Below are 12,557 nucleotides of genomic sequence, written 5' to 3'. Positions count from 1 at the left end.
ATGAAAGAGAGTTCCTCCCTTCCCAGGGCGGCCGTGAGCCGGAAAAAAGAGATTTCCCTGGTGTGGATTGTGCCCATTGTGGCCCTGGTGGTCGGTGCCGGCCTGGTGTACAAGGCCGTTAAGGAAAAAGGCCCGGTGGCTGTGATCAGTTTTGAGTCGGCAGAGGGGATTGAGGCCGGAAAGACCCGGGTGAAATACAAGGACGTGGATATGGGCAAGGTCAGGGCCGTCCGCCTTACCCCCGGGCTCAACGGTGTCCGGGTCACCGTGGACCTGGACCGGGAGGCCGAAGGCTACCTCACCGACCAGACCCGGTTCTGGGTGGTCCGGCCCCGGCTTTCGGGCACCACGGTGAGTGGGTTGAGCACCCTGCTCTCAGGGGCGTATATTGCCATTGAACCGGGCCGGGAAGGACGGCCCAAAAGCGAGTTTAAAGGGCTGGAAATCCCCCCCCTGGTCACCCGGGATTCCCGGGGATCTCTTTTTACCCTGAAGGCCGGGGAACTGGATTCCCTGGATTACGGATCACCGGTTTATTTCAGGGGGGTGAAGGTGGGGCAGGTGACGGGATACGGTCTTGAAACCGGCGGGAAAGGGGTTGATGTCCAGGTCTTTATCAACGCCCCCCACGATGGGATGGTCACCCGGGCATCCCGGTTCTGGTCTGCATCGGGGCTGGATATGGACCTGGGAGCCAACGGCCTGAAAATAAATACAGAATCCCTGGTCTCCATCCTGCTGGGCGGGATCGTGCTGGCCAACCCGGATGCAGAAACACCCGGTCCGCCTGTGCCTGCAGGCACAGTGTTCTCCCTGCATTCCTCCCGGGAGGCGGCCATGGCCAAACAATTTTCCCGGAAAATACCCTATCTGCTTAAATTTTCCCATTCCGTCCGAGGGCTGGACATCGGGGCGCCTGTGGAGTTCAGGGGCTTTGTGGTGGGGCGGGTGGCTGATATCAGTATTGAATTCGATTCGAAAAAGAACCAGGTGCTGGTGCCTGTGCGCATTGAAATAGAAGAGGAACGGCTGGCCCAGGTCTCCCCGGGCAAAGAAATGCCGGAGGCAGAGGATATCCTGGAGATACTTGTCCGCCACGGGATGCGGGGGCAGCTGAGAACGGGCAACCTGCTGACGGGTAAGCTTTACCTGGCCCTGGACTTCTTTGAAAACGCGGCGCCGGCCCAAATTCTTGACCACGGGGATATTCTGGAAATACCCACTGTGGCGGGATCCCTGGAGGCCCTGACCAGCCACCTTTCTGCAGTGCTGGTAAAGCTTGAGAAGCTTCCCGTGGCTGAAATAAGCCGTCAACTCATCGGGGCGGTCCAAAGTGTTAAAAAAGCCGGGGATACCGTCACCGCCCTGGCGGGGTCCGGGGATACCACCGGTGCGGTCAACTCCTTTAATCTGGCCCTTCAAAAGATCGGCATCCTGGCGGACAGCCTTTCCTCGGAACTGCCCCCGGCCCTGGTCCAGGCCCGGCAGACCCTGGACGGGGTGGGCGGGGTCCTGGCAAAGGATGCCGCCGTGGTGGCCGATCTTCAGCGGACCCTGGCGGAACTGGCTGAAGCGGCAAAGGCGGTGAGGGCCCTTGCCGAAGAATTGGAACAACATCCGGAATCCCTGCTCAGGGGAAAGGAAGGTCAATAATGAAATCGTTTTTGGCACGGGGGCTGGGGCCCATCTGCCTGGCCGTCTGTCTCATGGGGATGGCCGGTTGCGGCGGGGTCTCTCCCCGGTCCTCCTTTTACCGGCTGGAAGGGCCGGGGAGCTGGAATGAAACCCTGGAAGCTGGTGAGGACTTTTCCGTGGGCATCGGCTCCGTGGCGCTTCCGGGATACCTGGACCGCCCCGAAATTGTGACGGGGAGCGGTGAAAACGGGATCCGTATCAATGAATTCCACCGCTGGGCTTCCCCCCTAAGCCGGCAGGTCCGGGAGTCTTTGCTGGGGTATCTGTCCGCCCGGCTTCACACCCCAAGGGTGGTACTCTATCCCTGGGAAAGGTCCAGGCGGCCCCGGTTCCGGGTGGATGTGACCCTTCTCCGGTTTGAATACCGGGGAAACAACGCGATTTTTGAAGCCCTGTGGCATATTAAGGATGTGGAAAGGGATCGCTCCTGCCTTAACCGGAAGTTTGCCCATTCCCAGGCTGTGGCCGGGGATGGGGTGGGGGCCTATGTTGCCGCCCAGGGCCGGGCTGTGGAATTAATGGGAGACGATATTGCCCATGGCCTTATCCGGGCCGCATCAGGCGGCCAGTCCCCGGGCCAGTGAAAGGGCAATGGCCCACATGATGAATCCCACGCAGGAATCCAGAATCCGCCAGGACATTCTTTTTTGAAACAAGGGGGCCAGAAATCCGGCCCCGATACTCAGGGTAAAAAACCATAAAAAGGATGCGGTAACTGCCCCCGCCCCGAAGACAAGGTGCCCCGGGGCCTGGAACTGGCCGGCAATGCTTCCCAGCAGCAGCACCGTGTCGATGTAGACATGGGGGTTGAGCAGGGTGACGGCAAGGGTGGTCAGGACGACCGCCTTCAATGAGGTGGCCCCGGAACTGTTGGTGTCAAGGCTGCTCCCCCTGGCTGCCGAGGCAAAGGCCCTGGCCCCGTAGAGAAAGAGAAAGGCGGCTCCGCCGATCCCTGCGATTTTTGAAAACAGCGGACTGGACTCAAGCAGGCGTCCCATGCCCGTCACACCGGCGCCGATGAGCACCGCATCACAGAGGGCGCAGATCAAAGGGATCACCAGATAATGGTTCTTTCTGACCCCCTGGCTCAGGACAAAGGCGTTCTGCGCCCCGATGGCAATAATCAGTCCCGCCCCTGTTCCCATTCCCTGAATATAAACCGGCAGCATTGTTTTTCCTTATTGTTAGTGTTTATTAATTTCCCGGAAAGATAGATCAAACTGCCTGAGAAGTAAAATTAATGTTTTTTATACAATATTAGTTTTGGTAATTATTATGGCCAGGGGGGAGAGCATATCGGTACTGGCTGGTCCGGTCCCGTTCAAGGAGAGGCCCGGCGGTTCAGGCATCCAGTTGTTTAACAAAGGCCTTGAATTTCGTAAAGGTGGCATGGCTCATGGCATGTTCCATTCTGCATGCGGTTTCATCTGCGGCGGTTTCATCTAATTCCACATATTTAAATAGAAAATGCTTGAACACGTTATGGCGGGTTGTGATTTCTTTTGCGATTTTTTCCCCTTCAGGGGTGAGCGTAACGAATCCGTAGGGTTCATAATTAATTAAGTTCCGGGCCTCCAGTTTTTTGAGCATCCCGGTGACGGATCCCCTTTTTATATCCAGTTTTGCGGCAATGTCTTTTGACCGGGCAACGGTATTTGTAACCTGCAGTTCCAGTATGGTTTCAAGATAGTCTTCAAGGCTTTCGGAAAGTTCAAGTTCTTTTGTCACATTGAATCTCCATTTTTCTTATTCCGGTTTGTGCGGGTCTTCTGGAAGCTTATTCAGTCCATTTTAACCGCCCTACCGCCGGTTCCAGGGGGCTGGATATGGCATGGTTATACGCTTTTGATTAAACCATATTTCTTCTCCCGGGGCATGTCAAGAAAAATAATGATCATTTGACCAAAATTGATCCTGGTACCTTGGCATAGGGTTTCCCAGGAATTAAAAGGGATTGGGCGGGCGCAGCAGGATCGATTTAGGGGGTGGCGGGAGGTGTATTCTGAATGGGGCCGGTCACCAAAATCGGGGAGGCTTCGATCTCTTCGGCAGCCATCAGGCTCACAACACGTTCAAAGGCGCTCATGATCATCAATTGTTCCCAATTTTCGAGTTTTGAAAACCGGTCGGTGAATGTTTCCTGCAGCAGTGGCGGCAGGTTTTTTATAATTTCTTTTCCTTTGTCCGTGAGGAATAAGCTGACAGCCCTTTTGTCGTCCTCTCTCTTTTTCCGGGCGATATACCCCCTGGTTTCGAGCCGTTTTGTAATATCGGTAACCGTTGCCTGGCTTAAACTGGTTGCCCGGGACAATGGGGTGATAGAAATCTGGCCGTTTAAGGAAATCTCATGGAGAACAATGAGCTGCGGTCCTGTCATACCAAATTTTTTGTTAAGTTTTCTGGAGTGGATATCAACGGCCTGAATGATTTTTCTGATTGATATCAACAGGTTCTGACAACGTTCCTCATTCAATGTTTTTTGTGGCATGAACTCTTTCCATTCTTGTTGATGTTAAAGTTCATTTTATATCATTATTTACGAATTGGAAAAACTGTATTTTTATTGGGCGATTTTGTGCGGGCCGGCCGGGAAGGCACCCGTTGGCGTTTCCCTGGCCGGTTGCCAATATGGAAATCAGGCGTCAAACCACCATCTTTCAATGGCTCTGTGGGAATCGGTCTCCCAAAGGCCGGAAAGCGGCTCGTGCTTTACTTTTTTTGCGGCGGCTTCGACATAGTCTTTGAACAGCGGAACAATGGTACCCCCTTCGTCTCTGACGATCTGCTGGCATTCCCTGTACATGGCTTTGCGTTTTGCTTCATCCAGTTCAGATCTGGCCTCTGACAGAAGATGGTCGAACCGTTGGTTTTTCAAATGGGTGTCATTCCATTTTGCATCCCCGGAATAGGCCACGGAAAACACCATGTCCGCCGTGGGACGGGCCCCCCAGTAGCAGTTGCAGAAGGGCTTCTTAAGCCAGACATTGCTCCAATAGCCGTCTTCCGGCTCTTTTTTGATATGAATGGCGATGCCTGCCTTTTTGGCGCTTTCGCTGAACAGGGTTGCCTGATCCATGAATCCGCTGAGTTCGGAGGTATACAGATCAAATGCATTGGTTGAAAGCCCTGCTTTTTTCAGGTGAAATTTTGCCTTGTCAGGGTCATACTGCCGCTGGGGAATATCCGAGGCATGGTATTTATTAAGTTTTGATATGGGGTGGTCGTTGCCGACGGAACCGTAGCCCCTCAGCACATTTTTTACCATGGCCTCCCGGTCAATGGCATACTTGAGTGCCAGCCGGACGTCATTGTTATTGAAGGGCGCCACATCCGTGTGCATGGGAAGGGTGTAGTGAAATCCGCCGTCCACCCTGAGGACATTTACGCCGGGGGTCCGTTTGAACAGATGGGCGGTCTTGAGTTCAACCCGGTTCATATAATCAATCTGGCCGGTCCTCAGGGCGTTTGTCCGGGCATTGGCATCGGCAATGGTAATGATTTCAACGGAATCGAAATGGGCCCTGCCGGATTTAAAATAATTAGGGTTCCGCTTCAACAGGGTTTTAACCCCGGGCTCCCAGACCTCCAGAATATAGCCGCCCGTACCGATGCCCTTTTCCCATTCCTCTCCGGCGGTGCCTGCCGGTACAATGGTCAGGTGGTAGTCGTTTAATACATAGGGGAAATCGGCATTCCCGCTTTTAAGGGTAAAGACCACCGTATCCTTTCCATCTTTTTTGATATCCTGGATTTGTTCCAGAACGCCCTTGGCCCCTGACTTGGAATCCTTGCCCATGTGGTGGCGGATGGAAAAGATCACATCATCTGAATCCATGGTTTTCCCGTTGTGGAATTCAACATCTTTTCTCAGTTTAAAGGTCCAGTGGATCGCATCCGGGGTGACATCCCAGCTTTCGGCCAGTTCCGGAACGGCATGGCCATTCCGGTCGACTTCCACCAGGTTGTTCCGCAGGGCGTAATCCGTACTCATTTCAACCTGGTCGGCTAACAGGGCCGTGTTCAGGGTGTCTGTGGTGTGGCCGCCGCCCATGCCCATTTTAAAATGCCCCCCCTGTTTGGGGACTGCGGCCAAGGCCTTTCCGGATAAAAATGACGGTATCAGTGCCGCAGAAATGCCCAGGGCGGATAATTGGGTGACAAACTGGCGCCGGGTGATCTTTTTTTGTTCAAACATTTGGGTGAATTTGTTTAGGTCCTGCATATTTATTCTCCTTGGTCTATAGCGCTTAAATAAATGAGGCGGAACGTTCTTCCAGAAGATTATCCAGCCAGTCCGGATCCATTTTGGGCACCGAGGCCAGAAGTTTGTCCGTGTATTCGTGGTGGGGCGGTGCCAGCACCTTTTTCTTTTCCCCCTGTTCGATGATCCGGCCTTTAAGCATGATGACAATCTTGTCTGCAATGGCCTTAACCGTAGCCAGATCATGGGTGATGAACAAATAGGAAACATTTGTCTTATTCTGCAGATCCTGGAGAAGGTCCAGTATGCCTTCGGCAACCAGTTGGTCCAAAGCGGAGGTGACTTCATCGCAGATGATCAGGTCCGGCTCGGCGGCCAGGGCCCGGGCAATGCAGACTCTCTGCTTCTCTCCGCCGGACAGCTCGGTGGTCAGGCGGTCCATGTAAAGGTCGGGATCCAGTTCTATCTTTTCCAGAAGTTCGCGGATTCTTGCCTCAGCCGCCTTCCCTTTGAGGCCGAAATAGAATGCAAGGGGGCGTCCGATGACTTTTTTTACGGTGTGCCTCGGGTTCAATGCCGTATCCGGCATCTGATAAACCATCTGCATTTTCCGCAAATCCTCTTTTTTACGGCTGGCCAGTTCCCTGGGGAGGCGTTTCCCTAAAAATTCGATCTCGCCGGCGGTGGCGGGCAGAAGTCCGGTGATGACCCTTGCCAGGGTACTTTTACCGCTGCCGGATTCGCCCACCAGTGCAACGGTTTTTCCTTCCCGGACGGTAAGATCAATATTTTCGAGCACATTGGTCCGGCCCGTATATGTGGCGGTCACCCCTTTGACCCTGAGTAAGGCGTCGGTGCGTTCGCAGGCCTCTTTTTCCTCTCTCAGCTGCCTGACATTCAGCAATTGGCGGGTGTATTTTTCTTTAGGTGATTGGATCAAGGCGCGGGTTTCCCCCTCTTCAACCAGCCGGCCGTTCCGCAGGACCATGATCCTGTGAGCCACCTGGGCCACAACGGCGAGATCATGGGTGATGTAAAGGGCCGCCTTGTTCATTTTTTCCGTAATTTCTTTGACTGCCGCCAGCACTTCGATCTGGGTGGTGACATCCAGTGCGGTGGTGGGTTCGTCAAATACGATGATATCCGGTTTGCAGGACATGGACATGGCCACCATGGCCCGCTGAAGCTGGCCCCCGGACAGTTCGTGGGGATAGCGGAATCCTATTTTTTCAGGATTCGGCAGGAAGAGGCGGCGGTAAATTTCAACGGCTTCCTTCTGGGCTTCATTATATCCCATCAGCCCGTGGTGGACCGGGGCCTCGGCATATTGGCGGATGATCCTGTGGGAGGGGTTGAAGGAGGCGGCCGCACTCTGGGCCACATAGGCAATCTTGGATCCCCGGATGGTGCGCAGGCTCTCCTTGGAGGCGCCGAAAAGTTCTTCTCCTTCAAGATTAATGGCGCCTGAAGCCAGCCGGCACCCCTGCCGGGTGTACCCCATGGCGGCCAGGCCGATGGTGGACTTGCCCGCACCGGATTCTCCGATGAGGCCCAGCACCTCCCCCCGTTTCAGATTCAGGTTAATATTTCTGACAATGGGTTGCCATTGCCCTTCATAGAATCCTTCAATCCTAAGGTTTTTTATTTCAAGCAGCTTGTCCATGGATGATCCTCAATATTAAATGTGTACTCACATTGCCGGCCGTCTTAATCATTAAGCCCGCTGGAGAGATGGAGAAACCAGTCTACAATCAGATTGACCCCCACCGTTAAAAATGCAATGGCCGCTGCCGGGATCAGCGGGATAAAAATACCAAAGGTGATGGCCCCTGCATTTTCCCGGACCATGCCGCCCCAATCCGCATAGGGCGGTTGAATCCCCAGGCCCAGAAAACTTAATGAGGCGATGAATAAAAAAACAAAACAGAATCTGAGGCCGAATTCCGCCACCAGCGGCGGCAGGGCATTGGGCAGGATTTCCTGGGTCATGATCCACCAGGTCCCTTCCCCCCTCAGCCGGGCCGCTTCCACAAAGTCCATCACTTCTATATCCATGGCCACGGCCCGTGAAAGCCGGTACACCCGGGTGGCGTCCAGCAGGGCAATGGTGAAAATCAGCACCGGTATGGACGAGCCCAGTACAGATAAGATCATCAGGGCAAAAATTAATGTGGGAAACGCCATGATAATATCAATTGTCCGGCTTATCGCCTGGTCAATCCATCCGCCCTTTATGGCGGCGATGAAGCCCAGCAGCGAACCGAATACAAATGAAAGCATGGTTGTTGCAAATGCAAGGGCAATGGTATTCCGGGCTCCGTATAACATCCTTGTGAACAGGTCCCTTCCGATATGATCGGTTCCCAGGTAGAATTGGGTGGAAAAGGGTTCCCAGACTTCACCGACGATGTCGGTTTCACCAAAGGGTGCCGCAAAAGGGGCAAAAACAGCCACAATGATATTGAAGGCGACGATGCACATACCTATTCGGGCGGAAAGCGGGGCGCTTTTTAATAATTTTAACACAGGACGGACCTCACTGGATGGCGGATTGCCTTAATCTTGGGTTGGAAAGCATGGACAGGATATCTGCAAAAAGATTGAGAAATATATAAACCATTGAGAAAATAAGTCCCGATGCCTGAACCACCGGCAGATCCCTTTTAGCAACGGAATCGACTAAAAGCTGTCCCAGGCCCGGATAGACAAACACCACCTCCACGATGACCACCCCGACCACCAGATAGGCCATGTTCAGGGCAATGACATTGATTACAGGGGAAAGGGAGTTGGGAAAGGCGTGGTGGATGATAATCCTCAATCGGTTGATGCCTTTGAGTTCGGCCATTTCAATATAGGCACTGGCCAATACGTTGATGATGGCTGCCCGTGTCTGTCGCATCATGTGGGCCGTTACCACGCAGGTCAGTGTCAGGGCGGGCAAAAGGATGGTGTACAGCCGTGTGGCCAGCCCCATTTTAGGGTCAATGACGGCCAGGCTGGGAAATATATTGAGCTTTACCGACAAGAGGCTGATGAAAATATAGGCGATAAAAAATTCAGGGAAAGAGATAAATGACAGGGTGGTTACGGATATGATTTTATCAAAAAGAGAATTCCTGTAAAAGGCGGCGGTCATTCCCAAAAGTATGGCCAGGGGAATGGCAATGGCGGATGTGGCCAGGGCCAGAAAAAGCGTATTGCCCAACCGCCAGCCGATAAGGTCGGCAACCGGCCTGCCGTTTGAAAGAGATGTGCCGAAATCCCCGTGAATAAAATCATTCAGCCATGATCCGTATCGGACATGGGCGGGGAGGTCCAGTTTGAGTTCTTTTCTGAAGGCCTCTACTGTTTCAGAGGTGGCCGATTGCCCCAAAACGGTTTCCGCAACATCCCCCGGCAGTACCTCCACACCGATAAAAATGATGACAGAGATGATAAGGAGGGTAAACAGGCTTGCGGCACATCGTTTGACAATGAGTGATATTACATTTTTCATAGTGTCCAAACAAAAAACTAACGTATCAAAATTAAAACCAATCTTATTCCAAATCAAAATAGCATATCGAACACGATGCAATTTGTCAAATCTGCAAATTCGGCATATTGCTGTATGTCTTGATATATAAAGCTCTTTTGGTTTGTAGCTGGCTTTTCTCTATGCGAGAAAAAGTCTGTTCACTAAATAAGTAAGATCCATTGGGGAATAAATTTAGCCCCGGGTTCACCGGCGGTTCTGGTTTTCAGAGTAATTTGTGTTCGATGTATGCCCGGCCGGTGCAGGAAGCGGCATTGCCGGGCATGGGCACCGCCCTTGCCTCTCCGGTAAAGGTGGTTATATTCTCCTGAACCGAGAATGAACACAAGGAGCCCAAAATGGCTGATACCCATGTGCTGGAAATATTTTCAGATTATGTCTGACCCTGGTGCTATTTCATTACCGGGAGTATTGAGAAACTAAAGAAAGCGTATGATATCCAGGTGAAGTGGCGGGCCTTTCCCCTGAATCCCGGCCTGCCCCCGGAGGGCATCACCTTGGATGACCTGTTTAAAAAAAAGGGTTACCCTATCCGTGCGGACAAAGCCGTGGCGGAACTCCAGGCAACGGCGGCCCGGTTCGGCCTGCCCATGGGGAACCGGAAAATGGTTTATGACAGCCGGCCGGCCCAGGAACTGGGGCTCTGGGCTGAATCCAGGGGCCGCGGACATGCGTTCCACAATGAGGCCTTCAATGCCTATTTTGTCCGGGGGGAGAATATCGCCATGGCCCCGGTACTTCTGGATATGGCGACCGCCGTGGGCCTCGACCGTGACGAGGCCGGCAATGCCCTCGAAAAGAGGCCGTTCAGGGATGCCGTGGACAAAGACTGGGAATTGTCCCGGGCCAAAGGCGTGCAGGCCGCCCCCACCTTTTTCATGGGCCTGGACCGCCTGGTGGGGGCACAGTCCTATCAGATCCTGGAACGGATGGTTGCCAAATATGCGGCGCCGGCCGAACCGGAAAAAAGCGCCCGGGAACAGGCATAATTTACCCGATATGGGAGCGGCCCGGAATGGGACCGCCGATGGGATTTTTTTTGAATTCAGTGGGATAGGGGTGCGGGTACGGGAATTGCTTGAATCAGGATAGGCCCGGCGGAAAGGGATGCCGCCGGTGTGTTCTATTTCTCGGCCCGGATTCAGGATGATGATGCCGCCGTTGAGTTTAGGCTTTAGGAGGCGACATTGAAGATTGATACTTTTGATCTGGGCCTTTCTGCATTGAGGACCTATAAACAATCTCTTACCCGGGAGGTTTCCAGCCAGTTTTCATTTACCGAGATCATGGCCGGGATTCAGTTGCCCGACCTGGACACCATCGTAACAGAAAATGCGGACGGGGATTTGCTTGTGCCCGTATCTGTCAACGGCGGGGAGGCCCTGTCTGTTACGGACCGTTTCAGGACAGAACTGGAAAAGATGCGGCAGATCATGGAGGCCCTGATGGCGTATCTGGACAAAATGACGACGGGAAGCTGTTCATGCAATACCTTTCGGGCCTCGGATATTTACCTGATGCCCATACAGACCGTGACCGCCTGGGAGTACACCGAAACCAGCAGTTTCAGGTATGAAGAATCCGAGCAGACCCGGGTGTCGGCCGGCGGCACCGTAAAGACGGCGGACAACCGGGAAATTGATTTTACCTTTGACCTTTCCATGGACCGGTCGTATATCAGGGAGGAAACCATGACCCGGACCGCCACGGGGTATGCCTTCATGGATCCGCTGATCATCAATACGGGAATGGCTGCGCCCGAGCTGGCCGGCGCCGGATTTGAGTTTGACCTGGATATGGACGGGGAGGAGGAAGATCTGCCCCTGCCCGGGACGGGCGTGGGATTTCTTTCCCTGGACCTGAACGGGGACGGCATAATAAACGACGGCAGTGAATTGTTCGGGCCAACCACCGGGGACGGATTTGGAGAACTGGCCGCCTATGACCTTGACGGCAATGACTGGATCGACGAAAATGATCCGGTATTCGACCGCCTCACCCTTTGGGAGCGGGCCGAATCAGGGGAGGATCCCGAGGGGATGGTGCTGACCCGGATAAAGGATGCCGGCATCGGGGCCATCTACCTGGCCGGCGTAGCCTCCCCCTTTGATCTCACCGACGGGAACAATGAACTGCAGGGCCGGATTACCAAGACCTCCCTTGCACTGACGGAGGAGGGAGAGGTGCTGCCGGTGCAGGAAATGGAATACAAGGTATGATAAAAAGGAAATATGCTGGACTATAAACTGCTGGAATCCCTGGCCCGGGTGGCCGAAGAAGGGGGCTTTGACAAGGCTGCCCGGCGGCTGAACATCACTCAGTCGGCGGTGTCCCAGCGGATCCGGCTGCTGGAGGACCAGGCCGGGATGGTGCTGCTGACCCGGACCCTGCCCCCGGCGCCCACCAAAGAAGGCCGGGAGCTGATCAAGCATTATTTGAAGGTGCGGCAGCTGGAAGGCGATCTTTCCACCCGGCTCATGCTGGAGGGGGTGACCTCCTTTCGGACCCTGGCCCTGGGCATCAACGCCGACAGCCTGGCCACCTGGTTTTATCCGGCCGTGGAATCTTTGCTTGAGGACCGGAAGGTGCTGCTGGACCTGAGGGTGGATGACCAGGATGAGACCCACAAACTATTGAGAAAAGGGGAGGTGCTCGGATGCATCTCCTCTTTGGATACGCCGGTCCAGGGCTGCAGAATTTCTCCTTTGGGAACCATGAATTACCGGATGGTTGCCTCGCCGGCCTTCAGGGAGGCCTGGTTCCCCAAGGGGATCGTGCCGGGCTGCCTGGACCGGGTGCCGGCGGTGATTTTCAACCGGGTTGATGATCTTCATTATAAATTTCTTGAAAAAAAATTTAACCGGGACAGCGTTCCGGAACTGCCCATCCACTATATCCCTTCTCCGGAAGCCTTTGTTAAGATCATTGTATCGGGAAAAGGCTACGGCATGCTGCCGGATCTCCAGTCCATGGATTTGCTTGAAAAGGGCTGCCTGGTGGACCTGGCACCGGATACTCATATCCGCGTCCCCCTCTATTGGCACCGGTGGAATCTGGGGTCATTCCTTTTGGATGAATTCTCAAAGGCAATTGTGCAAAATGCCGTGATTTGTTAAAACCAGG

The 12,557-nt window shown here is 53.9% G+C and carries 12 protein-coding genes; 5 read left to right on the top strand and 7 right to left on the bottom strand.

Annotated elements, in window-relative coordinates:
- Both HUN04_12075 and HUN04_12070 read left to right on the top strand, forming a co-directional pair.
- The gene (locus tag HUN04_12075; protein ID WDP90392.1) at positions 1 to 1,653 is read left to right on the top strand and encodes an MCE family protein; all 1,653 of its coding nucleotides are present in this window, start codon (positions 1 to 3) and stop codon (positions 1,651 to 1,653) included.
- The gene (locus HUN04_12070) at positions 1,653 to 2,279 is read left to right on the top strand and encodes a membrane integrity-associated transporter subunit PqiC (GenBank protein ID WDP90391.1); all 627 of its coding nucleotides are present in this window, start codon (positions 1,653 to 1,655) and stop codon (positions 2,277 to 2,279) included. Before HUN04_12075 ends, HUN04_12070 begins: the two co-directional genes overlap by 1 nt.
- Here the strand turns inward: HUN04_12070 and HUN04_12065 are convergent.
- The 7 genes from HUN04_12065 to HUN04_12035 form a co-directional block, all read right to left on the bottom strand.
- Complete coding sequence (locus HUN04_12065) at positions 2,253 to 2,864, bottom strand: amino acid transporter (protein ID WDP90390.1); 612 nt, start codon at positions 2,862 to 2,864, stop codon at positions 2,253 to 2,255. The genes HUN04_12070 and HUN04_12065 overlap by 27 nt on opposite strands.
- A 172-nt stretch (positions 2,865 to 3,036) precedes the next feature.
- The gene (locus HUN04_12060) at positions 3,037 to 3,423 is read right to left on the bottom strand and encodes a metal-dependent transcriptional regulator (protein ID WDP90389.1); all 387 of its coding nucleotides are present in this window, start codon (positions 3,421 to 3,423) and stop codon (positions 3,037 to 3,039) included.
- Between the two features lie 250 nt (positions 3,424 to 3,673).
- A complete protein-coding gene (locus HUN04_12055) occupies positions 3,674 to 4,183 on the bottom strand; it encodes a MarR family transcriptional regulator (GenBank protein WDP90388.1) in 510 nt (169 codons plus the stop codon).
- Between the two features lie 147 nt (positions 4,184 to 4,330).
- On the bottom strand, positions 4,331 to 5,917 hold the full coding sequence (locus HUN04_12050) for an ABC transporter substrate-binding protein (GenBank protein ID WDP90387.1): 1,587 nt from the start codon (positions 5,915 to 5,917) through the stop codon (positions 4,331 to 4,333).
- Between the two features lie 25 nt (positions 5,918 to 5,942).
- Positions 5,943 to 7,559: an ABC transporter ATP-binding protein gene (locus tag HUN04_12045; protein WDP90386.1), complete on the bottom strand. Its 1,617-nt coding sequence runs from the start codon at positions 7,557 to 7,559 to the stop codon at positions 5,943 to 5,945.
- A 44-nt stretch (positions 7,560 to 7,603) separates the two neighbouring features.
- A complete protein-coding gene (locus HUN04_12040; GenBank protein WDP93268.1) occupies positions 7,604 to 8,377 on the bottom strand; it encodes an ABC transporter permease in 774 nt (257 codons plus the stop codon).
- 55 nt (positions 8,378 to 8,432) lie between these two features.
- On the bottom strand, positions 8,433 to 9,395 hold the full coding sequence (locus HUN04_12035) for an ABC transporter permease (protein WDP90385.1): 963 nt from the start codon (positions 9,393 to 9,395) through the stop codon (positions 8,433 to 8,435).
- A 437-nt stretch (positions 9,396 to 9,832) separates the two neighbouring features.
- Between HUN04_12035 and HUN04_12030 the strand changes: the two genes are divergently transcribed.
- From HUN04_12030 to HUN04_12020, 3 genes are all read left to right on the top strand, one after another.
- Positions 9,833 to 10,423: a DsbA family protein gene (locus tag HUN04_12030; GenBank protein WDP93267.1), complete on the top strand. Its 591-nt coding sequence runs from the start codon at positions 9,833 to 9,835 to the stop codon at positions 10,421 to 10,423.
- Between the two features lie 198 nt (positions 10,424 to 10,621).
- Complete coding sequence (locus tag HUN04_12025) at positions 10,622 to 11,653, top strand: hypothetical protein (protein WDP90384.1); 1,032 nt, start codon at positions 10,622 to 10,624, stop codon at positions 11,651 to 11,653.
- A gap of 12 nt (positions 11,654 to 11,665) precedes the next feature.
- Positions 11,666 to 12,550 (top strand): LysR family transcriptional regulator ArgP, encoded by an 885-nt coding sequence (locus tag HUN04_12020; protein WDP90383.1) that lies wholly within the window; start codon positions 11,666 to 11,668, stop codon positions 12,548 to 12,550.
- Positions 12,551 to 12,557 lie beyond the last annotated feature (7 nt).

This window comes from Desulfobacter sp., assembly GCA_028768525.1.
Taxonomy (GTDB): Bacteria; Desulfobacterota; Desulfobacteria; order Desulfobacterales; family Desulfobacteraceae; genus Desulfobacter.
Note: the sequence above shows the minus strand (reverse complement) of the source record. Positions and strands in the feature narration are given on the sequence as shown.